23 protein-coding genes and 1 pseudogene are annotated in these 22211 nt (G+C 39.2%); 7 read left to right on the forward strand and 17 right to left on the reverse strand.

The features are described from left to right. Window positions 1-98: 98 nt before the first annotated feature. Both H5183_RS15195 and H5183_RS15200 read right to left on the reverse strand, forming a co-directional pair. Window positions 99-977 carry an alpha/beta hydrolase gene (locus tag H5183_RS15195; RefSeq protein ID WP_182732080.1) on the reverse strand — a complete coding sequence of 293 codons (879 nt, stop codon included), beginning with the start codon at window positions 975-977 and terminating at the stop codon, window positions 99-101. An 80-nt stretch (window positions 978-1057) separates the two neighbouring features. Beyond that, the gene (locus H5183_RS15200; RefSeq protein WP_182732081.1) at window positions 1058-1555 is read right to left on the reverse strand and encodes a GNAT family N-acetyltransferase; all 498 of its coding nucleotides are present in this window, start codon (window positions 1553-1555) and stop codon (window positions 1058-1060) included. Between the two features lie 81 nt (window positions 1556-1636). Here H5183_RS15200 and H5183_RS15205 point away from each other — a divergent pair, with 81 nt between their 5' ends. Beyond that, a complete protein-coding gene (locus tag H5183_RS15205) occupies window positions 1637-1834 on the forward strand; it encodes a hypothetical protein (RefSeq protein ID WP_145233335.1) in 198 nt (65 codons plus the stop codon). A gap of 297 nt (window positions 1835-2131) precedes the next feature. Further along, the gene (locus H5183_RS15210; protein ID WP_182732082.1) at window positions 2132-3649 is read left to right on the forward strand and encodes a Calx-beta domain-containing protein; all 1518 of its coding nucleotides are present in this window, start codon (window positions 2132-2134) and stop codon (window positions 3647-3649) included. Window positions 3650-4932: 1283 nt separating this feature from the next. Here H5183_RS15210 and H5183_RS15215 read toward each other — a convergent pair. Together H5183_RS15215 and H5183_RS15220 are read right to left on the reverse strand one after the other, a co-directional pair. Continuing rightward, on the reverse strand, window positions 4933-5112 hold the full coding sequence (locus H5183_RS15215) for a hypothetical protein (RefSeq protein ID WP_182732083.1): 180 nt from the start codon (window positions 5110-5112) through the stop codon (window positions 4933-4935). Window positions 5113-5642: 530 nt separating this feature from the next. After that, window positions 5643-5855 (reverse strand): annotated as a pseudogene (locus tag H5183_RS15220) (hypothetical protein); the annotation flags it as partial. A 322-nt stretch (window positions 5856-6177) separates the two neighbouring features. On the opposite strand from H5183_RS15220, the gene bktB reads away from it, so the two are divergent. Continuing rightward, the gene (gene bktB / locus H5183_RS15225) at window positions 6178-7371 is read left to right on the forward strand and encodes a beta-ketothiolase BktB (RefSeq protein WP_182732084.1); all 1194 of its coding nucleotides are present in this window, start codon (window positions 6178-6180) and stop codon (window positions 7369-7371) included. A gap of 258 nt (window positions 7372-7629) precedes the next feature. Here the strand turns inward: bktB and H5183_RS15230 are convergent, their stop codons facing one another. From H5183_RS15230 to H5183_RS15260, 7 genes are all read right to left on the reverse strand, one after another. Beyond that, window positions 7630-7938: a DUF6419 family natural product biosynthesis protein gene (locus H5183_RS15230; protein ID WP_182732085.1), complete on the reverse strand. Its 309-nt coding sequence runs from the start codon at window positions 7936-7938 to the stop codon at window positions 7630-7632. Window positions 7939-8523: 585 nt separating this feature from the next. Next, a complete protein-coding gene (locus H5183_RS15235; protein ID WP_182732099.1) occupies window positions 8524-8685 on the reverse strand; it encodes a hypothetical protein in 162 nt (53 codons plus the stop codon). A 117-nt stretch (window positions 8686-8802) separates the two neighbouring features. Then, a complete protein-coding gene (locus tag H5183_RS15240) occupies window positions 8803-9108 on the reverse strand; it encodes a hypothetical protein (protein WP_182732086.1) in 306 nt (101 codons plus the stop codon). Window positions 9109-9231: 123 nt separating this feature from the next. Further along, on the reverse strand, window positions 9232-9513 hold the full coding sequence (locus H5183_RS15245) for a hypothetical protein (protein WP_145233317.1): 282 nt from the start codon (window positions 9511-9513) through the stop codon (window positions 9232-9234). A gap of 110 nt (window positions 9514-9623) precedes the next feature. After that, window positions 9624-10094: a DUF4304 domain-containing protein gene (locus tag H5183_RS15250; RefSeq protein WP_182732087.1), complete on the reverse strand. Its 471-nt coding sequence runs from the start codon at window positions 10092-10094 to the stop codon at window positions 9624-9626. A 106-nt stretch (window positions 10095-10200) separates the two neighbouring features. After that, window positions 10201-10641 carry a hypothetical protein gene (locus H5183_RS15255; RefSeq protein WP_182732088.1) on the reverse strand — a complete coding sequence of 147 codons (441 nt, stop codon included), beginning with the start codon at window positions 10639-10641 and terminating at the stop codon, window positions 10201-10203. An 85-nt stretch (window positions 10642-10726) separates the two neighbouring features. Further along, complete coding sequence (locus tag H5183_RS15260; RefSeq protein WP_220496339.1) at window positions 10727-11149, reverse strand: hypothetical protein; 423 nt, start codon at window positions 11147-11149, stop codon at window positions 10727-10729. Window positions 11150-11509: 360 nt separating this feature from the next. Here H5183_RS15260 and gloA point away from each other — a divergent pair, with 360 nt between their 5' ends. Continuing rightward, a complete protein-coding gene (gene gloA, locus H5183_RS15265; RefSeq protein WP_182732090.1) occupies window positions 11510-12037 on the forward strand; it encodes a lactoylglutathione lyase in 528 nt (175 codons plus the stop codon). Between the two features lie 72 nt (window positions 12038-12109). Here gloA and htpX read toward each other — a convergent pair whose 3' ends face one another. The 5 genes from htpX to bioB all read right to left on the reverse strand — a co-directional run bounded on the left by htpX (window position 12110) and on the right by bioB (window position 16880). After that, window positions 12110-12973: a protease HtpX gene (gene htpX, locus H5183_RS15270; protein ID WP_182732091.1), complete on the reverse strand. Its 864-nt coding sequence runs from the start codon at window positions 12971-12973 to the stop codon at window positions 12110-12112. Between the two features lie 139 nt (window positions 12974-13112). After that, complete coding sequence (gene bioD, locus H5183_RS15275; protein WP_064666215.1) at window positions 13113-13796, reverse strand: dethiobiotin synthase; 684 nt, start codon at window positions 13794-13796, stop codon at window positions 13113-13115. A gap of 18 nt (window positions 13797-13814) precedes the next feature. Continuing rightward, window positions 13815-14633, reverse strand: coding sequence for a methyltransferase domain-containing protein (locus tag H5183_RS15280; protein WP_182732092.1), 819 nt, complete (start codon window positions 14631-14633; stop codon window positions 13815-13817). Continuing rightward, on the reverse strand, window positions 14630-15784 hold the full coding sequence (locus tag H5183_RS15285) for an 8-amino-7-oxononanoate synthase (protein WP_182732093.1): 1155 nt from the start codon (window positions 15782-15784) through the stop codon (window positions 14630-14632). Before H5183_RS15285 ends, H5183_RS15280 begins: the two co-directional genes overlap by 4 nt. A 55-nt stretch (window positions 15785-15839) precedes the next feature. Beyond that, window positions 15840-16880 (reverse strand): biotin synthase BioB, encoded by a 1041-nt coding sequence (bioB, locus tag H5183_RS15290; protein ID WP_182732094.1) that lies wholly within the window; start codon window positions 16878-16880, stop codon window positions 15840-15842. Window positions 16881-16975: 95 nt separating this feature from the next. On the opposite strand from bioB, the gene bioA reads away from it, so the two are divergent. Continuing rightward, a complete protein-coding gene (gene bioA / locus H5183_RS15295; RefSeq protein WP_182732095.1) occupies window positions 16976-18265 on the forward strand; it encodes an adenosylmethionine--8-amino-7-oxononanoate transaminase in 1290 nt (429 codons plus the stop codon). A 54-nt stretch (window positions 18266-18319) separates the two neighbouring features. Here bioA and H5183_RS15300 read toward each other — a convergent pair whose 3' ends face one another. Then, complete coding sequence (locus H5183_RS15300; protein ID WP_145233300.1) at window positions 18320-18754, reverse strand: AAA family ATPase; 435 nt, start codon at window positions 18752-18754, stop codon at window positions 18320-18322. Window positions 18755-19041: 287 nt separating this feature from the next. Between H5183_RS15300 and asnS the strand changes: the two genes are divergently transcribed. Beyond that, the gene (asnS, locus tag H5183_RS15305) at window positions 19042-20439 is read left to right on the forward strand and encodes an asparagine--tRNA ligase (protein ID WP_064666209.1); all 1398 of its coding nucleotides are present in this window, start codon (window positions 19042-19044) and stop codon (window positions 20437-20439) included. Window positions 20440-20599: 160 nt separating this feature from the next. Beyond that, entirely contained in the window at window positions 20600-22141 is a 1542-nt protein-coding gene (locus H5183_RS15310) for a methyl-accepting chemotaxis protein (protein WP_182732096.1), read from the forward strand. The last annotated feature ends 70 nt before the right edge of the window (window positions 22142-22211 follow it).

Here is a 22211-nt window from a genome sequence, read left to right on the forward strand (position 1 = left end):
TTGAAAATAACTTTTTATGCAGAGTTATCTTAATTAACAAATATAGTATGATGTGTTCTTTTGTGGTTTATTACTGTCTTATTATTTAGTTAAGCATATTAGTTTATTGATGAATTATAGAAATCGAGTGCCTGCTTAACACTATGCACCGGGTTTTCCCTGTGCTCTAAACCTTCATTAATTCTGCTATTCCAAATAATATCATTAGCATATATGTTAAGGCTATTATTAAGACCAGCAAAGGCACTTAACATTAAAGGATGCTCGGCGCCTCCTACTGTTATATAGAGCGACAGCGGTATGTTATCGTCTGTATTGAGGCATCGTTGCGATAAGAATCGATCAAACTCTTTTACAACGGTCATATCGTCGTACCAAGCAGCCGGACTAAATGCAAAATAACCGTTAAACAGCCAAGGCTTTGTACTCATAGTGTATAAAACAAAACTCCCTCCTGCTGAATAGCCCGACAAAACACGATTATTATCTAGCTTATAATGTGATTCTAAATACGGTAATAACTCACCTTCAATAAAAGCCAAAAATTGATCTGCTTGACCAAATAATTCTGGTGAATTTTCACTTGCTGGTCTTGCTTGGGTATTCACATCTTGGCGTGCATACGGTGGGACTAAATCACGATTTCTAGTAAAGGTCCAAAATTGATTGGGGATCGATACCAAAATTGTATCCTGCTGCGCTGGTAGCTCAGCCATCACTGAATCCCACTGCGTAAGATTGAAGTTACCGTCGGTTCTAATGATCAAGGAGTAGCGTTTATTTGGCTCAAAATTGCTAGGTAAACGAATAAACACTTTCCTATTTTCATCCAATACCTGCGAATAAATTGTGATGTCTTTAAAATTTGACGTGTAATGCGCGTTGTATTTATAAATGACAATAGTGCATGCAATGAAGGCGGCTATACTCAATAGAATTATGATTGCAGTGCGATTAAGTTTTTTTAATAGAAGCATAGCTTTCAGGTAAAGATTGTTTTAAAAACAATACCCTTTCTGTATTTTAATTAAACTACCGTTATGTAACAAAGTATGATTTACAGTTGATACGCCCATTGTTCACTCGCTACATGAGTGAATTTAAAACGGCGAAGTAATTGCTGGCTTTGGGTGTTTTCTACCGCCACTTTAGCCTTTAAATTAGTAATGTTCAACTCATTGCCTAACAGCTTAACAACGGCTTTTATATTTGTTAGCAAGAATGCTAATGCTTCAGACATATACCCATTCCCCCAATAATTTGGAGACAACTCAAAACCTAACCAAGCAGTATCTTCTTCAATATCATATAAACCAATACAGCCAATCAAGGTCGACGTATTTAATAAGTACATTCCAAAGCGCAGCGTATTTCCTTCATACATGCCAGTAATATCATCTTGGATCAGTTGTTTTACGTCATCACGTGTTAGTGGCACTGCATAGTCATTAAACTGAGCAACTAGCGGCTCAGACAAAATAGCCCACAACGCGCTACAGTCCCTATGCTTAATTGGCTTTAATGTGATTCGACTTAGTGCAAACTCATTGTTCATAAATAAAATTAAATTACGGCTTTAAAGCCCGCTATTATTCCCTTAAGATACCTGCCATACAAGTTAATAACTGAGCTAATTATGAATGACGAATTTAAAGTAATACAACCTACAACCACAGTTTATTGCCCAAAGCGCGGTGAAGGTTGGACCCTTACAGGTATTACTAGCATTAATGAATTTACATCGGTTATGTTTGATGGTGTGCGTTATACGTTACCTGCACGTGAAATCATTGAACAGTTATTACCTAACCAGCTTGCTCGTGAACAAAAATAGCCACAACTTAAAATTCCCCGTTAAAGATACAAAATAAAGCCTTTAGTATTATAAAACACCTCAATTTAGCCAGCATTTCGTGTATAAATGCCAACCGTTCGTTAAGATATGTTGCTTTTGTAATCAACCATTAGGATAATTGTACAATATTTTGAGGTTAATAACGGATGCGCTCGGCTTATAGGAATTAAGCAATACAATTTTGGGAACAAGGATAGGCAGCTATAAACCAAATTGTAATTACCTCAGACTAACTATAGCTGTAACAATGGATCCTCGTTAAAAGGCCTACTCTAAATGAAAACAACACTAAAAATTACAACCCTGTCTGTTGCTATCCTTTCATCTTTGCAAGTTGCGCATGCAAACCAATGTAACGGTCAACTTTATGGTATTAATGCTGGACGAGGTGACACCGGTATTATATTTAAACTAGACGAATATACACAACAAACTCAAGCACATTCTAGAGCTAAATACAGCTCTTCAGCGCTTGCTCATATTCCGGAAACAAATCGCTTGTATTACATCTCAGCACCTCGCCCTATTGAATATCAAGTAGATGTTGAGCACTTAGGTTTTAATTCAACAGAGCTCAAATCTCTACCTATTAGTGGCAGTAAGTTTAAGTACATCAAATTGGCCTATGTTGATTTAGATACAAACGAACATGTTGAAGTTGGCAGAACAAGTAACATGTATCGTTTAGTGTATGACCAACAGAATAATCGCTTACTTGGATCATATAAAGATAAGCTATACGCGATTGATCCTGAAACTAGCGAAACAACTTTACTTGGAAATATTACAGGCCTTGAAAATGACCAAGGTATCTGGCGTGGTGACATGGTATTTAAAAATGGTGAATTAATCTTAGTCACCAGTACAAGTTTATATACTGTGAATGTGCAGGAACTTACGGCAACAAAATTATCTGCTCACAACTTAACGACTGTCACAGGCGCTGCACTTAACCAGCAAGGTGATATTGTATTAAGCCGAACTATTTTAACTGATCTAGGCCATTCTAATAAATCTGAGTTGTACAAAGTAAATAAAAACACTGGTAATACCTGCCATGTTGCAGATTTTCCAGTACGTTTAAATGATTTAGCAACTAATTTTAACGAATCAGTTGCATGCTACGATGCACCAGTTTGCACCGTGTCAGATATTCCAAGCTTTACTATTGTACCGATTGTTGATTCAGTAGACGAAGGTAGCGCGTTATCTTATAAACTAGAGCTAAGCAATAGTTATGAACAAGATAGTGATATTTATGTATCGACTTCAGCAGGAACAGCAACAAGTAGCGACTACAGTTTCTCTGATCAAGTCATTACTATTGCGGCAGGTGAAACAACTGCTTCATTTACAATCCCAACAATTGATAACGATGACTATAGTGAAACTAAAACCTTTACCGTCAATGCCGTTGCTCAGCTTAATGTAACTGGTTCAAGTTCTCTACCAGCGTCTATCTTAAATGATGATGCTCAGTGTATTGCCGAGAATTACACACGGATCAGTTACTCTTTTATCTCTGAAAATTCTGGTTATAATAATGATTGGGGTATTAAGGTTAATAACCAATATATTAAATTGTTAGATGAGCATGGAGCATCAGGTTATTACGACGTTAAAGCCAGTGATTCAATCGTTTACGTACTTTCCGTGAACGGTAATGCAAACAATCTTAAAACAGCCTATAAAGCCAGTGGTACTAAGCAATATTGGGAAGATCAAAACGACAGAGACTACAATGACTTCGTCGTAAATGTCACAACACAACCAATTCAAAAAGGCTGTAATTAATCTGAACTTAGGATAATAAATCCCTTACCCAAGGTTCAGGTAATTCATAACTTTCCTGTTTATCATTATCAAATTTACCCCACAAAAAAAGCCAGCATCGCTGGCTTTTTTTGTGGGGTAAATTGAAAATTAACGTAACGCGTTAATTCGACCATAAAGTGGTGGGGGTGAAGAGAATAACTCAGCCATACCTTATACCAATCGACTTAAATATTTAACCATTCTAGCGGGCTAAATAAAGTGCTGACTGCGTTAGTGATTTTTTATGTACGACTGCATGGATGCAGGAGGTAGAGCAATGCAGGAGCAATTGCCGAGAACAACTACATGTCAAAATTCCTGCCTTGTTATCACTGTATTTATCTGTCGCTATAAATGGTCAGTAACTTAACACGACTAGTATTAACCACTAGCAATACCCACCATAACAATAAAATAGACACCCACTTTTAATAATCTCAGACTAAACATGATTTTTATCTGGTAATTTTACTGTGTCCCCTAACATGCTCTCAATTTATCATGCAAATAAACAACTCATGATAAAAAACCTAAATAACAAACACACTAAAAAGTGCATTATTGCAATGCGCAGCTTTTTGTTTGGTTGACGTTTTAAGCAAGTAGCTTTTCTATATTATGAGCAAGACAATAAAGTTGCCTCATAATGCAATGAAAGCATTACTTTCGTTTTTCCGTGTAAGGTCAATTTATTCATGCATTTTAAACTGTAATATTGCACAGTTTACTTACAAGCAAACAGGCTCAATACAGCCTAACCTTTTACCATTTCTTAAATAAAAAGCTGTCATAGCCCTATTGAGCTGTCTTTTTGAGCTTCATTTTGTCGATGTAACTTACTTGCAGTCTTCCAACGCTTATCGACTAACCGTGGGTTTAGAACACAAGATCCCCCGTTTATTAATAATGTGTTACAGGCGACAGTGGTGCTTTTTATAAAAATAGTACGCACTAATTAGATACGCAGTTTAATCAAGTTGAAGGTTAGTGATCGACTCGCCATATCCATATAGTGTGGTATCACCAGTACCAAAAGTAGGCGCTTGGAAGCGAAAGCTCTTGTCAAAGCTCAAAAACAAAAGGCATTAACATTGCGCTAGGCAATGACTATTTAGCGTCACAAGGTTTAGTGTCATTGAGAGATATTTGGATCAATATTCATGATGGGAGATGATCCGCCCATTGCACTTGCTATTAATAAAAAGCGCATGATGAGCGGTCTGGGGCTTGATGTTAGAGACCCCCGGCTATCCGATTTGCTCTCACTCTTTAATCAACACCCATCGCGCGGTTTTAACCCACTTTTTTAAACAGGCAATTTCTTCCATACAGCGTAGTTCATTTAAAACCGACAAATACTGCTCTTCATTTGACGTATACATAACAAATGCATCACCTTCGCTATCAAATTGAACAGATGCAAAATGTGTATTGGCTCTCACAACTTGCTATATAGATGGGCCATTGCCGCTAAAACCGTAGGCATTAAACAACTCTGTGAATGATCGCTTATCATCCTTTAAATCAATTTCCACAGGGATCGTAATTGAAAAATAGGTCTCATCAGAATATATGATTGGAGGATAATATTCTGTAATGTCAGGGTTAGCCAGTGGACGAATCCAATAGAACACGAACAATACGAGTAAAATGCAAACTACAATTATTTTCAAAATTTTCATCCTTGAGAACTAACGCTGAGTTTTACGACAATTTTGATGCCGCGAAGCGGTGTAACAAGTAAAAATGACACACCCATTTTAAAATCACCTAAAAATAGCATCAAATAAGTTCAGATCAAATCAATTTACCGCCTAAAACTCATTCAAAATTACATTTACAATTATCTTGGGAAGCTTTTATTCTACAAATCCAAAATTACTGACATGCAAGCCCTTGCCTTGGGGCAATATTTGACGTTTTAGCTGGGTATAAGTACTGGCCAGTAGTTTTTCGCTGTTGTTAACGTTGCTACATTTTGCTGGTTATTCATTACGGCGTTAGCACATATATAAATACAAAATGTCTTTGCGACTAAAGCAAGTAACTTGCCTTTCCCCCCTCTGCGATGTTCATAAGACTTTCCTGTAAAGCAGTCTTCACCACATAAAAATGCTCGGCGAACACAACGTGAAATACAGTGATAATACTTTGTAGCGGCACCATGATTATTTTTCACACTAATTAAAACTTAGTATTTAGCTTTGTAAAATGCAAAAATTAAGGTGGCTGTCTTACTTATTTATTATTTATAAATTAAACATTGGGTTATCGTTAAAATGAGAGCCCAACTAAATAAATTATTTCAAAATCTAGAAAAAGCCATATTACTTATCTATATGTTCAAATAAATTGATAGGCTTTATTAACAAACAGGATACGGCTGTTACTTTTGTTTATTGCTTAATTGTGTTTTGATGAATTACCTAAAATTTAGATCCCTTTGGTTCTTAAGTAGCTTCATTTATAACAAAGCGAATAAAGTTTAAAAATAAGAAGAGAAAATAATGACAAAACTTAATAACAATAGCGTAGTTATATTAAGCGCAGTTCGTACCGCTATCGGCAGCTTTGGTGGTAGCCTTAAAAATTTCACGCCCGCCGAGCTAGGCACTCTATGTGCGAAAGAAGCACTAGCCAGAGCCAAGCTATCACCCAACCAAGTTGGCTCAACTGTAGTTGGTAAAGTAATTCATAACGGTCCTAAAGACGCATACCTTTCAAGAGTCATTGGGCTAGATGCGGGGTTACCTATTAGTAGTCACGCAGTAACTCTCAACCGATTATGTGGCTCTGGCCTTGAAGCCATTATACAAGCCGCACAACAAATTCAATTAGGTGATGTAGATGCAGCCCTTGCTGGCGGAGCTGAAAGCATGAGTAGCTCAGCTTATACCCTCGAAAGTAATCGCTGGGGGCAAAAAATAGGTAATAGCATCATGCAAGATGAACTCACCTCCACATTACAAGACCCATGGGATAATAACCCAATGGGAATAACCGCTGAAAACATTGCAGATAAATACACTATTAGCCGCGAGCAGCAAGACGCTTACGCAGCAAAAAGCCACCAAAAAGCCGCAAAAGCGATTGCTGCAGGCCATTTTAAACAGCAAATACTCCCTATTGAAATCAAATCAAAAAGTGGCAGCCATATTTTTGATACTGACGAACACGTGCGAGCCGATACCACAACCGAGAAGCTCGCTACCTTAAAGCCCTACTTTAAAAAAGATGGAACCGTTACCGCAGCAAACTCATCAGGTATAAACGATGGCGCAGCCATGTTGGTACTCATGTCTGAGCAAAAAGCGAATGAGCAAGGCTTAAAACCTCTTGGTCGATTAATAGGTTATGCCAGAGCGGGCGTTGATCCCTCGTTAATGGGCACCGGCCCAATTCCTGCGGTAAAACACGTATTTGAAAAAACAGGCTTAACCATTGATGATATGGATGTAATTGAGTCTAACGAAGCCTTTGCAGTACAAGCTCTGTGCGTTGCCAACGAGTTAAATTTCCCAGCGCATAAGGTAAACCCGAATGGCGGTGCAATTGCCTTAGGCCACCCTGTTGGCGCAACGGGCGCAATTTTATCAACTAAATGCTTGTACGAACTCAAACGAATTAATGGCAAATATGGGCTAGTCACAATGTGTATTGGCGGTGGGCAAGGCATTGCAGCCATTTTTGAAGCGCTTTGATTCTAAGTTTGTAACAACTATTTGATACCACATTAGGTTTAAACATAAGAGCTTTATTCACAAGGAGAACTAAGAGACGCTTTGCTGTTAGAGGAAACAAACAATGTGAAAGGCTATTTTTCTTCTCGTTTGCTCCTCTTTCATTTTTCTTTGTGCAAATAGCTCTTTAAAGGCTTTTTTCACAAAGGGAGCAAAGCGCTGCTACACCTTATAGGTTAATAACAAACGCTTTACTTCAAACCTCAGCAAGCCATTCGTCTACAAAACGTGTTTTAAAGTTAACTTTCTTACGCCTAATAAAACACCACCAAATGAGATTAAAAATAATATTGGTAAAAACAGTAATGCATCAGTGTTGTCTATATCTGTAGCTGGGCTACCAATAACCGCCAGCGTATTAATTAACAGCAGTATTAAACTTGATTGCAGGTAGCCCTTGTAACCAATAGCTCCTGCAAACAACAGCATAATAAATGATCCTGATATCGCAGGCGTAAAAGGTGCAGCGGCGAGTAACATGCAAACAAACGAAAATATGACAGCACAACCAATTATTATTTTAAACATAACATCCTCCATGGTGTTTAACAGTTAATTCAATATAGCTTAACTTAAAGCACCTTATCGTGCCTTTTTTCCACCAGCTATTTATAGCTGTATTATCAAAAATCGTATTCCACCTAACAGGTTTCAACTAACTTTTTGATTTATCAATAACCCCAATATAAAACTACTTATTTCCAAACTGCCGCTCACAGGGCTCGCCATCTCTATCTCCGTCCATTTCATTATTTTTAATTTTACAGCCGTTTTATCAGAGACAGAAAAAGCACAAATTCCGCCACACATAAATGCTATTTGAAAGCTAGATAGCGAAGAAAAACTAAATTGCAGAGAATACATGTACTGCCCTAATAACTGTACAAAGGTAGCCATGCCTAAAATAATCAAAAATGGACATACAACTAGCGTAAACCAAAACCAAATACGTTTAATGCCTTTTATAATTAATACCTTCCATAAAAAATCCTTTTCCTTAATTTAACTCAGTAATTAATTAGCCAGTGAACCACCAGCATTTTATTTTAAAAACAGCTTATAAAATTGCCGCATGAATTTGATGTCTGAAGTCAAGATTTGATCCCTTTGGTTTTATAACCATGAACTGCATTTTTTTTCGCAATTAACTTCAGGTATTTCGCCAGGGGCACCTGACTCCATAAATAAAGCATCTAATTTTGAATGACTATAATAATGTGCAGCTAGAACTGAAGACACTGCACCAATAATCGAATTGGGTATATTCGAATTCAACGACAACTCCTTAATGCCTAAAGCCCCAATAAGGGGCTGATAATAGCTTGCTAAAATGTGAAACGAAGTGGAACCGAGCAAACTGTTAGCAGTCCCGACTTTATTGGATTGTTATGTTTACATACCAAACCAACTAGTCATTTTGAAATAGACCACTTTAGTTTCGCCATTTGATGTTTCAATGGTTATAGCATCGTATACATCATTGCCGTTGGAGAGCATAGATTGACTTACTTTTTTAAAGTTTGGATACTTCTCTTGCAGCCATTGATTCTCCATTGGTATACCATCAAAGCTACTTTTAGCATTAGGAAAAACAACTGCATTTTCAAACGAGCTACCTTCAATCCCATCATATGAGGATGAAGTTGAAGCACATCCGACCATAGCTAGACAAAATACTAAAATAGATAATTTATACATAACTTTCCTTGTAAACATAACACCTAATTAACAGGCAAAAAATGGTTGGCTAAAATGTGTAGCGAAGCGAAACCGAGCAAACTATTTTTAGTCCCGCTTGATTGGCTTATAGTTATATGCAATTTACGGGATGCCAATTTCCCATAGTTGTTCATTACTTAAAAGCTCATTTGTCCCGTCATTTGCTTGGATTAAACCTAAACAATATTTATTAGAAATAAAGAGCTTGTTAGTTGCCAACATAACGACTACCACATTACCTAATTCATGTGGCTCTAGCCAAACATTTTGGGTAAATATTTGACCATCTATTTCTAATTTAATGTCAACGCAAGGCATCAATTTACCATTGATAAATTGATCTCTTAAAAACTCTAATTTGGCATAAATGCTAGATTCATTCATTTTGCATATAACGCCCGCTTAAATTGCGTAAAAAGCTGGCTTTGGTTTTTGCTCCGCAAAAAATATGAGCGCTTTTGGAGTCAAATTTAAAGCCCTTGTAGTTATATGTATTAAGCACAAAGCTTAATTGCTATCTCTTTACCGTTATTCCAGTACATATGAGGCCTAATTTTGTCAGAATTTAAAATATCAGTAACGCTATTATACTGATTAAAAAATGGAATAAGTTTAGAGGCTATAAGATTTGTTAATCTTGTAATTTTAGCTTCTGTATTTAGGCCTGACTCAAAATCAGACAGCCTATAAAAATCTCTAATTTCTTCATCAGAACTTAACAGCTGCTCAAATCGAAAGCGTAAATGGCAATCTAGTTCTTTTGGGTAGTCTACTTCTTTTGTTGCTTGAAAATAGATACCAACATTAAAGTAAACACAACCGCTGTTCCGAGAACATTGGATGTTGAACCACTTTGCTAATTCACCCTCAGCACAAGCCCAAGAAGCCCCTTTCTTTTTAAATCCAAAAGCTTTGAATTGAGCTTTTAATGCTTCTTGAAGTTTTTTACTTATAATCGACGACATATAGTACAACCTCAAAAATACATATAACGCCGCCAGCAGCGGCCGAGTGAAACGAGGTCCAGCGACCGTAGGGAGCGATGCTGGCTGGCCTTGTTATGAGCTTTTGCTAGTGCCACAACAAATTATTCTTATAGTTCACAGGAGGTTTTCCATCAGTAGTTAACCCTAAGTAGTAATAGAAACTCACCATTTTACCGCCAATGTCGGCGGAACCAACAAAATACCAATGATCTGTATAAGACACTAAACCGAAGTGTGAGCTATGAGAAGCCTCTGAAACTTTAATTTCAGCCCCCTTTAGAAGGGACGCAACATCCATTCCGCGAGGACAGGATTTGAAACCATGGTTTTCATATAGCTCGTTAACGGGTAAGCCTTTCGTAAAAATTGCATTATTATCAACAGTGCAAATGAAAGCGTTCTTTTCTAAATACTTTATGCCTATGTCACCTTCAAATTGAGAACTATCTGAAACATTTTTTATGGTTGTGCAACTAACCAACAGAATTATCAGGCTACAAATTAGTAAGTTATTCATATGGCTCATAACGCCGCCATAAATTGCGGCTTTGTAGTTGATTTTTTTTGTGGTAGCGTAGCGTTAAACCACCAAAAAAGCGACGGAAAAGACGTCAATTTGATGGCTTTGTTAAATGCGGACTCCCCACCCAACTAGGCTTATTAATATAGTGGTAGTGGAACAGCAAACCAGTAATACCACCGGCCAAATTCCAATATAGATTCTCTAGCGAGGTGGAAAACCCAGAGCAAAAGAATGTAACAGTAAGACCTAGCAAAAATGCCGTGTAATAGTTGGCAAGCTTATATTTAGTGAGTACAACGTAAATTGGCCCAGCAACAACTGTTGCTATAACGCATGAAAAAATAGCTGTAATAAAGTAAAACAGTATAGCTCCACCAATTGCGCCACCTATAAAATCCCAGCCACCAGCCAAGAACGATGCAACCATACCAATAAAGACCACCACGCTACCCAAGAACGAGGAATAAATGGCGCTGGTAAAAATATTAGCGATGATTTTCTTCATAGGCATTTAACAACTTTGTCTACGACATTTGTCGTTTTATAAACCGACAAATGTCCATATATACATTGCATTTATCTTAGCCCTCAAATAAACACCTGTAAACAGCTAGTTAACTTCAGGTCATACTTCATAAATGCAGAAATACCCCAAAATGGTGGTGATCAGTAATATTAGACAAAACACAAATACTGTATAAATAAACAGTATCGCTAAATATGCCATTTTTCGCTTATAAAACATTCAGCTCACTGCCTGGTAATTTAGCTCGGTGGTTTTAATTTTTGCTGCTGTTTATTATGATGAGCGTATAACCTGCCTTTTTAAATCCATTAAGGTTTTTTCAGTCATTTTATTAAGGATTATCTCATGTCTAGCTATAACGAATCTCCAGAGCAAATTGCACAGGCCACCGAGGGCTATGTAATGCAGCAAACTATGTTGCGTATTAAAGATCCAAAACCGTCGCTGGCATTTTATGAAAACGTATTGGGCATGAAGTTGTTAGGAAAGTACGACTTTCCTGGTATGGAGTTTACCTTGTACTTTTTAGGCTACGAACAAGACATGCCTAAAGGCGATGATAAAGAAAAAACACAGTGGGTGTTTCGCCGCCCTGCGCTGATTGAGCTTACCCATAACTGGGGCACTGAAAACGACGACAGCTTTAGCGGTTATCACAGTGGAAATGAAGAACCAAAAGGCTTTGGCCATATTGGTATAAGCGTACCCGATGTATACGCAGCCTGTGAGCGCTTTGCTAAATACGATGTTGAGTTTGTAAAAAAACCAGATGGCGGCTCAATGAAGGGGCTTGCCTTTATTAAAGACCCAGACGGTTACTGGATTGAAATACTCTCGCCGGAGGGCATTACTGAGATTATTCAATCGCAATAAAAAACATTAAAAATAAAAAAGCCTGCAAATGCAGGCTTTTTGTTTACAAGTACTGTGAAAAACTTGAATTTTTTAACGACGTAGTGCGTCTATACGTGCATCAAGCGGTGGGTGAGATGAAAACAACTCAGCCATGCCTTTACCACTGGCAATACCAAAGGCCATCATTGAGCCTTCTAATTGCGATGGGTGATTTTGCTTTAATCGCTCAAGGGCTGAACGCATTTTGTCAGCGCCAACCAATTGAGCTGCGCCGTTATCGGCTGCAAATTCGCGTTTACGGCTGTAATGGGCAACCACTATGCTTGCCAATACGCCAAATAATACTTGGAATAACATATCGAATAAGAAGTAAGTCCAGCTGCTGCCGCCCTCTTCTTCATCGCTATTGATAAAGTTATCTACAATGCCAGCCAGTATTTTTGCGGCAAAAATAACAAAGGTATTAACCACACCTTGAATAAGCGTTAGCGTTACCATGTCGCCATTAGCCACGTGCGATACTTCGTGCGCTAGTACGGCTTCGGCTTGATCTTGGCTCATATGCTGTAATAAACCCGTGCTTACCGCCACCAGCGAATTATTTTTACTCGGGCCCGTTGCAAACGCGTTCATTTCTGGGCTGTCGTAAATAGCCACTTCTGGCATGTTAATACCGGCTTTTTTAGCTTGAGCAGCCACAGTGCTTACCAGCCATTGTTCGGTTTCGGTACGAGGTTGGGTGATCACTTGCGCACCGGTTGATTTTTTGGCGATCCATTTCGACATAAATAACGAAATAAACGATCCACCAAAACCAAATACAGTCGCAATTAGTAAAATTCCGCCAAGGCTACGATGGCTTAAGCCCAGCGCACTCATTATGATTGAAAGCACCACACCTAATACCAACATAACCGCGAGGTTAGTTAATAAAAACAAAAATACACGTTTCATACGAGTTCTCCAAAAATAACATTTATTGCTGAGCGATTTACTATGTTTGATCGGCTTTGAGCAATCACTGCGTTATGACACACTATGTCATAACGTCAGCGCTATTCTGTGACAAACTATGTCACAACACAAGGGTTATTTATGGATTTATGGATAATTTTTCAAGCAGGGTTTTATAAATTTGTAATTTAGGGGTTTGCTCTGTGTATGGGCTAATGGCAAGCAGTGGAAATGGTAAACGTGTTTTCAGTGAATCTAGGTTTGCTTGGTATTCATCCATAGTGGCATCAACTTGGTTAGCAATCCAGCCAATGCAATTAACACCCATACTTTGCATATGTGCTGCCGTGAGTAATGCATGATTTATACAGCCTAGTTTCATCCCGACCACTAATATTACTGGCAGTTGCTCTGCTTTTACCCAGTCGTATAAATACTCGTTATTATTAATAGGTAAAGCCCAACCACCCGCGCCTTCTGTTAACAGGTAATCTGCGCCTTGTTGCTTAACATGTTGATAAGCCATGCTCAGCTTTTCTACTGTTATGTTTATACCCGCTTGCTCTGCAGCTATGTGGGGAGCTATTGGCGGCGCAAATGCAAATGGGTTAATTATGTCGTATTTAGCGCTGACTGTGGCACTTTCCATTAGCATTAGCGCATCGGCGTTTACGAGCTGCTCAAACGCCATTTCACACCCAGAGGCAATCGGCTTAAAACCTATTGCGCGCTTTTTATGTTGTGCGAGTAACTTTAAAAGCAAACTGGTTACATGAGTTTTACCGGCGTCGGTATCGGTACCGGTAATAAAAAACTGGTTCATGGCATGGCCTTATTATTTTTACTGGGCTTTTTCTAATGATAACAATACTACATGGTAAGATACATGGGCTTTATTGTTTACAAGCGGATAGGCATCACAGACTTTTTTTAGTGCTGATTTAGTTAATAAACCACGACGACTTGTTGCATGATTTTGTGTGGTGGCACCAATGGCTTTAATCGATTTTATAGCCGCTAATGCACTGCTGTGTTGATCGGTATAAATGACTTTTTTTGAGGCGTTGATCTTAAACCCTGCCTTTTCGACCGATTGGTTTATATTATTATGGCTTGCAAACTGATTAATATGATTATGTGAATCAAGCGCTGCAAAGGCGGTTTTTATCTCGTTTAATGACCCTGCAACAACCGTACTAATGTAAGCTTGCCCGCCTGGTTTTAATGCTTGGTAAAGCGAGTGCATTAAGGTTTCAAAATTAGCAGACCACTGCAGCGCAAAATTACTAAATAGCACATCAATACTATTAGCTTGCAGCGGTAAGTTATCCATATCGGCGCACAGTTTAGGGGTGTTTAAGGCACTGCTTTTTAGCATGTTAAAACTTAAATCTATGGCAACAACTTGGCCAAATAATGTCTTTAAAGCCTGAGTATTAACAAGCGGCCCTGCGCCTAGGTCAACACAGAGCTTTTTAGGGTTCGCTGTAATAAGTTTAAATAAATCATTCGCCGCTTGTTTTTGCACATTAGCATGCTGGCTGTAACTGTTTGCTGCCTTTGAAAAGTTATGCGCTGTGGTTTTTTTTAAAGCCTGAGTAGCTAAATACACTGTAGTGGGGCTAAGTGGCTTAGTTTTAATTACCTGCGGGCTTATCATGAAATGACCTTTTGTAAGCTACCAACGAGTTGTTTTATATCGTCATGGGTGTGGGCTGCACTTAAGGTAATACGCAAACGCGAGGTATTGTGTAAAACAGTTGGCGGGCGAATAGCCGTTAGCCAAATGCCCTGCTGCTTTAGTTGCTCACTGGCTTTTAACGTTTGCTCGGCGCAGCCTAAAACAATCGGTTGAATCGCGGTGTTGGAGTCCATTAGCGGAATGTGCTGCTCTTTTGCTAGGCGTTTAAATAGCGCAATATTAGCGTTTAATTTGGCTCGCCTGTCGTTGGCGTCTCTTATGCTTTTAATACGTGCCAAAGTATGTGAGGCAATAAACGGTGACATAGCGGTTGAGTAGGTATAATCACGATTAAACTGCAGCATGTAATCTATAAAATGCTGCGAACCTAATACGCACGCCCCACTACTCGCAACCGCTTTACCAAAGGTGATCACTAAAATATCGGGCAAGGTGTCGGCTGCAATTAAGGCTTCACAACTGCCAAGCCCCGATTTTCCTAAAACACCAAAACCATGGGCGTCGTCTATCATTAACCAGGCGTTATGCTGCTTTGCTAAGGTAAATAGCGCTTTAATTGGCGCGGTATCACCATCCATTGAGAACACACCTTCAGACACGATGAGCTTGTTGCGCGCTTTTGATTTTTCTAGCCGTGAGCGTAAATGGTTTATATCGTTATGGTTAAAGCGTACTAACGCGGCGTTAGCGTGTAATGCGCCATCAATTAAACTGGCATGATTGAGTTTATCTTGAAAAATCGCACTGTGTTGCGCTGTCGCTTTATCTTGAAACAAGGCTTTAATAACACTGCTATTTGCGCTAAAGCCCGAATTAAACAACATGCCTGCCTCATAACCCAAAGCACTACATAAAGCTTGCTCAAGCGCTTGCTGTGGTTGTTGATAACCCGTTACTAATGCTGAGCTGTGGCTACCTAGTAATGGCGCGCTGGTTAACTCCACCGGCGAATCGCCAAACCCTAAATAATCGTTACTCGCAAAGTTAAGGTAGGTTTTATCATTAACCGTAATAGTACGCGCCGTTGCGCTTTGTACTACATAGCGTTTACGCAAGAGCTGCTGCGCTTTGCGTTCATCTAAATGGGTGTTTATAAATTCAAATGACATAAATGCTTTAACCTTCAACGCGATACTTTAAACCATTACCATAGTACTGAGCACTTTACGCTTCGTAAAACAATTCTGCGGTTGCTTTATCGGCCACTTGCGATGACAAAGACGCAGCAACGGCTTCATCTGAATAATCGTGGCGTGTTTCTGGGTTCATCCCAAGCTTTTTAATTAATTGCATGTCGGCATCGGCTTCTGGATTTTCTGTTGTTAATAGTTTATCGCCATAAAATATAGAGTTTGCGCCTGCAAAAAAGCACATTGATTGCATTTGCTCATTCATCGCATTACGTCCTGCTGATAAACGTACATAACTGTGTGGCATCATAATACGTGCTGTGGCAATGGTACGAATAAACTCAAACTGATCTAAGTCATCAACATTTTCAAGCGGTGTCCCTTTTACCTTTACTAGCATATTAATTGGCACGCTTTCGGGCTGCTGGGGTAAATTAGCTAACTGCATTAATAAGCCATAACGATCGCTTGCTTGCTCCCCCATACCCACAATACCGCCCGAGCAGACTTTCATACCAGCGTCTCGTACATTACCTATAGTATCAAGACGGTCTTGAAAGGTGCGAGTTGATATAATTTGCTCATAGTATTCAGGTGAGGTGTCTAGGTTGTGGTTATAGTAATCAAGCCCTGCACTGCGCAGTTCATGGGCTTTTTCGTTATTTAACATGCCTAAAGTCATACAGGTTTCAAGGCCAAGGGCTTTTACTTCTTTTACCATTTGCGAAATGTATGGCATGTCTCTGTCTTTTGGATCTGACCATGCAGCCCCCATACAAAAACGGGTGGCGCCTTTTTGTTTTGCAAGGCGAGCTTGCTCTACCACTTTTTCTACTTCTAGCAGGCGTTCGCGTTCTAAATCAGTTTTGTAATGACCCGATTGCGGGCAATATTTACAGTCTTCTGGGCAGGCACCGGTTTTAATAGATAACAACGTAGAAATTTGTACTTCGTTTGGATTAAAATTAGCGCGATGCACAGAGGCGGCTTTAAACAATAAATCGTTAAATGGCATTTCAAATAAGGCTTTCACCTCACTGTGGGTCCAATCGTGTCGAACAGTTGCAAGCTCCATAATACTCTCTTTTATTTTTTGCTCTTGGTGTTATTGGCTTAGAATACGTATTGCCGTACCATTGTCAACGAACCTAAATAGATTTGAGTTTACGAATGAACGAAAAACAATCGATTGACCTTGATTTTGATCGTCAACATATTTGGCATCCATACACATCAATGATCCAGCCGTTGCCTGTATACCCTGTTAGCCACACTCGCGATAATCGAATTTTCCTTGCCACTGGCGAAGTGCTAATAGATGGAATGGCCTCTTGGTGGAGTGCTATTCATGGTTATGGTCATCCGGTATTGAAAAATGCAGTGGTTGAGCAAGTAGATAAAATGAGCCATGTAATGTTTGGTGGCATAACCCACCAGCCAGCAGTAGAGCTCTGTAAAAAGCTGGTTGCAATAACCCCGAGTAAGTTGCAAAAAGTATTTTTAGCCGACAGCGGCTCGGTAAGTGTTGAAGTGGCGATAAAAATGGCTTTGCAATATTGGCTTAGCCAAGGAGTAACCAGCAAACAAAAACTGATGACGCCTTATAAAGGCTATCATGGCGATACCTTCGCTGCGATGAGCGTATGTGATCCTATTAATTCAATGCACTCTTTATACCAAGGCTTTTTACCAGAGCATGTATTTGTGCCTGCACCAAAGACTCAGTTTGGACAACAGTTCGATAAACAAGAAGCACACCACCTTGCACAGTATTTCGAAGAACATCATCAGCATGTTGCAGCTTTTATCATCGAGCCAATTGTACAAAATGCAGGGGGAATGAACTTCTATCATCCTGAGTATTTAAGAACCGTGCGTGAACTATGCGATCGTTACGGTGTATTATTAATTTGTGATGAAATAGCCACAGGGTTTGGCCGCACAGGTAAGCTATTTGCCGTAGAACATGCTGATATTGAGCCAGATATTTTATGCATAGGTAAAGCACTCACAGGTGGCATGATGACGTTATCTGCCACATTAACCACAGATAAAATTGCCATTGGTATCAGCGAAGGTGAAGCTGGAGTATTAATGCATGGCCCAACATTTATGGGCAATCCATTGGCCTGCGCTGTGGCTTGTGCGAGTATTGATTTATTACTTGAGCAAGACTGGCAAACACAAATAGCCCACCTAAACGATGCGCTGCAAGCATTACACCGTTGTAATGATCTTGAGCATGTTGTTGATGTAAGAACGTTAGGAGCAATTGGTGTGGTTGAACTCGATACTGTTATCGATGTAGCAAAGATACAAGCTTTCTTTGTTAGTAAAAATGTATGGATCCGCCCTTTTGGTAAGCTTATCTATTTAATGCCACCGTATATTAGTTGTTCAGGCGATATCACCACATTAGCTGACGCTATTTACGCCGCAATTGCCGGAAAACATTATTAGCATATCATCAAGACCCTAAATAATTACCCAATCTAATCGTAATTTGGGTAATTATTACCACTCAAACATGTAAGCCATTTTGCTGATCATTTTCAGTGGAATGTTATGGCTATTACGTTTGGCGTACAGGTGTTGCATTGATTTGTCTTTTACTTCACCCACAATCACTTCTTTAACTTGGTAGCCTAGTGCAACAGCGGCTTGGCTATAAGCAATAAATTCCCATTTCTTGATGTTAGTATTATCAACAATAATAAGTGGGATTTCTTGCGCTAACGCATTTATAAAACGAGCTAAATTTAAATTGTGGTATTGCGACAGTTTGAACTTATCAAACTGATACTCCCCTTGCTCATTATAAAAATAATCATCGGTCGAACAGATTAAGTATTGGCTTTGATCGCCCGCTACCATTTCATCGGCTAGGTTTTGCGCATAATAAGACTTACCACACCCTGGTAAACCACGTAAAATAAAGACTTGTTTCATAATACCTATATGTTTAGCAAGTTAGTTTAAATATCGTAATTGCATATAATGCCACAAAACCCGTTTTTATCGCAGTGAAAATCGCCTTTAAATTTTGATCTAAGTTGTTTCTTATCACAAAAAATTAAAGTTCTAGGTTTTAAACGACAAAAAACCACAAAAATGCAAAAGAATAAGCAAAGAGTTACTTTTGAATGTTTTTTTATTTTACATTCAAAGGTAAGATACACCGTTCAAGTGCAATAGCGCACATATTAATGTAGGCAACTTATATCATTGGAGTGAAGATGAGCCACTTAGCGATTTCAGAGCTATTAAAAGGCAAGGTTGCGGTAGACAGCCAAGTAACAATTAAAGGCTGGATCCGTACACGCCGCGATTCAAAAGCAGGAATTTCATTTTTAGCCGTTCATGACGGTTCGTGTTTTGATCCTATTCAAGCGGTAGTACCTAATTCACTAAATAATTATGATGAAGTTACTAGCCTAACAGCCGGTTGCTCTGTGTCAGTTACTGGTGTTTTAGTACAATCAGCAGGCCAAGGTCAATCTTTCGAAATTCAAGCAAATAGCGTACAGGTACTTGGTTGGGTAGAAAACCCAGACTCATACCCAATGTCGGCAAAACGCCACAGCATTGAGTATTTACGTGAGCACGCTCACCTTCGCCCACGTACCAATATGATTGGTGCGGTAACACGTGTACGTAACTGTTTAGCGCAAGCTATTCACCGTTTCTACCATGAGCAAGGTTATTACTGGATCAGCACCCCTATCATCACCGCAAGTGACTGTGAAGGTGCAGGCGAAATGTTCCGCGTATCAACGCTTGATATGCAAAACTTGCCACGTACAGATAAAGGCGATGTTGATTACAGCGAAGACTTCTTCGGTAAAGAAGCATTCCTTACTGTATCAGGTCAGTTAAATGGTGAGACTTACGCCTCAGCTATGTCAAAAATTTATACTTTTGGCCCGACTTTCCGTGCAGAGAATTCAAATACTTCTCGCCACTTGGCAGAGTTTTGGATGGTCGAGCCAGAAGTTGCGTTTGCTGATTTAGAAGATATCGCCAAACTTGCTGAAAACATGCTTAAGTATGTGTTCAAGGCGGTGCTTGAAGAACGTCGTGATGATATGGAGTTTTTTGCTCAACGTGTTGAGAAAACTGCTATCACGCGCCTAGAAGAATTTGTTGAAAAAGATTTTGCACAAGTTGATTACACTGATGCAGTAGAAATTCTTAAAAGCTGTGGTAAGAAATTTGAATACGCCGTTGAATGGGGTGTTGACTTACAATCTGAGCACGAGCGTTACTTAGCAGAAGAGCACTTTAAAGCACCGGTAGTTATTAAAAACTACCCACGTGATATTAAAGCATTCTACATGCGCCAAAATGAAGACGGCAAAACCGTTGCTGCAATGGACGTTGTAGCACCAGGTATTGGCGAGATCATTGGTGGTTCACAACGTGAAGAACGTCTTGATGTACTTGATGCACGTTTAGAAGAAATGGGCTTAAACAAAGAAGACTACAGCTGGTATCGCGACCTACGTAAATACGGCACTGTACCACACTCAGGTTTTGGCCTAGGTTTTGAACGTTTAGTTGCCTATGTAACGGGTATGGGCAACGTACGTGACGTAATCGCCTTCCCACGTACCAAAGGCAGTGCAACTTACTAAAATGAGTTGATGCTCATTACTGCAATAGATTACTGCAAAAGCCAACCTTAGGGTTGGCTTTTTTAATGGTAAATTTGTGCCCATATAAGACCTTTTAATAATTGATTTTCTGTGCTTTATATTTAAGACTGAAAATTACAACTCAACAAAGGTCAATGGAATGAATTTAAAATCGCTATGCTATACACTCTTCGCTGTCAGTATTGGTTTTCTATATTACTTCGAGCAACTATCGATAGTCGCGGCGCTAATCATTGCAATTTTTACTGCTCTATTCGCTTTTACAGCCAAGTTAACTGACAAAAAACCAAACCCTGCGTCAGACATTAATAAACAGCCCCAACTCAGCAATGTTGCTCAAAACATCACAGTGGCAACCTCTCAAAATGCAATTGGTGCAGCAGAAGTCGGATTCTATGTAGATAGCCTAACTAAAGAAATTGATGGTTGTTACAGTGAAAGCGAATCGGTTAGCGCTGCAACACAGGCGTTATCCCATAACAGTAGTGAACTCACTAATAGTATCACCATCGTAAATGCAGCAATGTTGCAAACATCTCAGGCATCAACATCAGCAGAGCAACGCTTGCAAATAGCCACACAACAAATTGATTCGTTGTCTAACTCAATTACTAACGTCGCAAGTAAGTTAGATTTATTGTTAAAAAGTGCAACTGATATTCAAAGCATTACCCAAGTTATTCAAACCATTGCTGAGCAAACTAATTTACTGGCATTAAATGCCGCCATAGAAGCAGCACGAGCGGGTGAACAAGGCAGAGGCTTTGCTGTAGTTGCAGATGAAGTACGTAATCTTGCCAATAAAACCAATCAAGCCACTAAACAAATTGCACAGATGCTAACTGAGATCAATACTAATAGCGTGCAAACAAATGATGATATGAAACAGGTTTCTTTACAAAGTGATGAAGTGAAAACCGAACTCGAAAATGTTACCCAAGCATTTTTAACAATAAATCATGATATTACAGACTCATCATCAACCTTAGAAAACATGCAGCAAGCAGTATCTGCTTTTCAACAAGCAACCACACAAATAAATACCTCTGTATCAAGTATCAGCCATTTGCTAGCTGAAATAGCAACCAAAGGTAACTCAATTTCATCACAAGCAGCTATGTTATCGATAGGATCTGAAACCATCTTTAGAGAGCTCAGTAAAGTTGAACACAATGCCTTTTTCAAGCCTATACTCAATGCAGCAACAACGGCAAGCAATGCAATCGCGGTAAAATTTACTGAGTTGCTAGAAACGAAGCAATTAACTGAAAAGCAGTTGTTCTCACAAGAATATCAAGCAATTAAAAATACTAACCCGACAAAATATACAACACCATACGATACTTTAACCGATAAAATTTTACCGCCAATTCAAGAGCCTATTCTTGAAAATGACAAAATTCTTTTTGCTGGTGCCGTAGACAAAAAAGGTTACTTCCCTACCCACAATAAGCGCTACAGCCAGCCACTAACTGGCAATTACCAACAAGATTTAGTGAATAACCGCACTAAACGTATTTTCAACGATGCCACCGGCAGCCGCTGTGGCAGCCACACTGAGAGCTTTTTATTGCAAACCTATAAACGTGATACCGGTGAAATTTTACATGACCTATCAGTACCCATTTATGTAAATGGCAAACACTGGGGCGGTTTTAGAATTGGTTTTAAAAGTAGTTAAAAAGAAGCAGTAAGCCGTCAGCGATAAGCCATCAGCCATCAGCTATCAGCTATCAGCTATCAGCTATCAG

The organism is Pseudoalteromonas sp. SR44-8, from assembly GCF_014163635.1.
Taxonomy (GTDB): Bacteria; Pseudomonadota; Gammaproteobacteria; order Enterobacterales; family Alteromonadaceae; genus Pseudoalteromonas; species Pseudoalteromonas rhizosphaerae.

Coding starts and splice junctions, on each gene's coding strand:
- H5183_RS15195 (WP_182732080.1), bottom strand. CDS start 977: ATGCTTCTATTAAAAAAACTTAATCGCACTGCAATCATAATTCTATTG.
- H5183_RS15200 (WP_182732081.1), bottom strand. CDS start 1,555: ATGAACAATGAGTTTGCACTAAGTCGAATCACATTAAAGCCAATTAAG.
- H5183_RS15205 (WP_145233335.1), top strand. CDS start 1,637: ATGAATGACGAATTTAAAGTAATACAACCTACAACCACAGTTTATTGC.
- H5183_RS15210 (WP_182732082.1), top strand. CDS start 2,132: ATGAAAACAACACTAAAAATTACAACCCTGTCTGTTGCTATCCTTTCA.
- bktB (WP_182732084.1), top strand. CDS start 6,178: ATGACAAAACTTAATAACAATAGCGTAGTTATATTAAGCGCAGTTCGT.
- H5183_RS15230 (WP_182732085.1), bottom strand. CDS start 7,938: ATGTTTAAAATAATAATTGGTTGTGCTGTCATATTTTCGTTTGTTTGC.
- H5183_RS15240 (WP_182732086.1), bottom strand. CDS start 9,108: ATGTATAAATTATCTATTTTAGTATTTTGTCTAGCTATGGTCGGATGT.
- H5183_RS15245 (WP_145233317.1), bottom strand. CDS start 9,513: ATGAATGAATCTAGCATTTATGCCAAATTAGAGTTTTTAAGAGATCAA.
- H5183_RS15250 (WP_182732087.1), bottom strand. CDS start 10,094: ATGTCGTCGATTATAAGTAAAAAACTTCAAGAAGCATTAAAAGCTCAA.
- H5183_RS15255 (WP_182732088.1), bottom strand. CDS start 10,641: ATGAGCCATATGAATAACTTACTAATTTGTAGCCTGATAATTCTGTTG.
- H5183_RS15260 (WP_220496339.1), bottom strand. CDS start 11,149: ATGCCTATGAAGAAAATCATCGCTAATATTTTTACCAGCGCCATTTAT.
- gloA (WP_182732090.1), top strand. CDS start 11,510: ATGTCTAGCTATAACGAATCTCCAGAGCAAATTGCACAGGCCACCGAG.
- htpX (WP_182732091.1), bottom strand. CDS start 12,973: ATGAAACGTGTATTTTTGTTTTTATTAACTAACCTCGCGGTTATGTTG.
- bioD (WP_064666215.1), bottom strand. CDS start 13,796: ATGAACCAGTTTTTTATTACCGGTACCGATACCGACGCCGGTAAAACT.
- H5183_RS15280 (WP_182732092.1), bottom strand. CDS start 14,633: ATGATAAGCCCGCAGGTAATTAAAACTAAGCCACTTAGCCCCACTACA.
- H5183_RS15285 (WP_182732093.1), bottom strand. CDS start 15,784: ATGTCATTTGAATTTATAAACACCCATTTAGATGAACGCAAAGCGCAG.
- bioB (WP_182732094.1), bottom strand. CDS start 16,880: ATGGAGCTTGCAACTGTTCGACACGATTGGACCCACAGTGAGGTGAAA.
- bioA (WP_182732095.1), top strand. CDS start 16,976: ATGAACGAAAAACAATCGATTGACCTTGATTTTGATCGTCAACATATT.
- H5183_RS15300 (WP_145233300.1), bottom strand. CDS start 18,754: ATGAAACAAGTCTTTATTTTACGTGGTTTACCAGGGTGTGGTAAGTCT.
- asnS (WP_064666209.1), top strand. CDS start 19,042: ATGAGCCACTTAGCGATTTCAGAGCTATTAAAAGGCAAGGTTGCGGTA.
- H5183_RS15310 (WP_182732096.1), top strand. CDS start 20,600: ATGAATTTAAAATCGCTATGCTATACACTCTTCGCTGTCAGTATTGGT.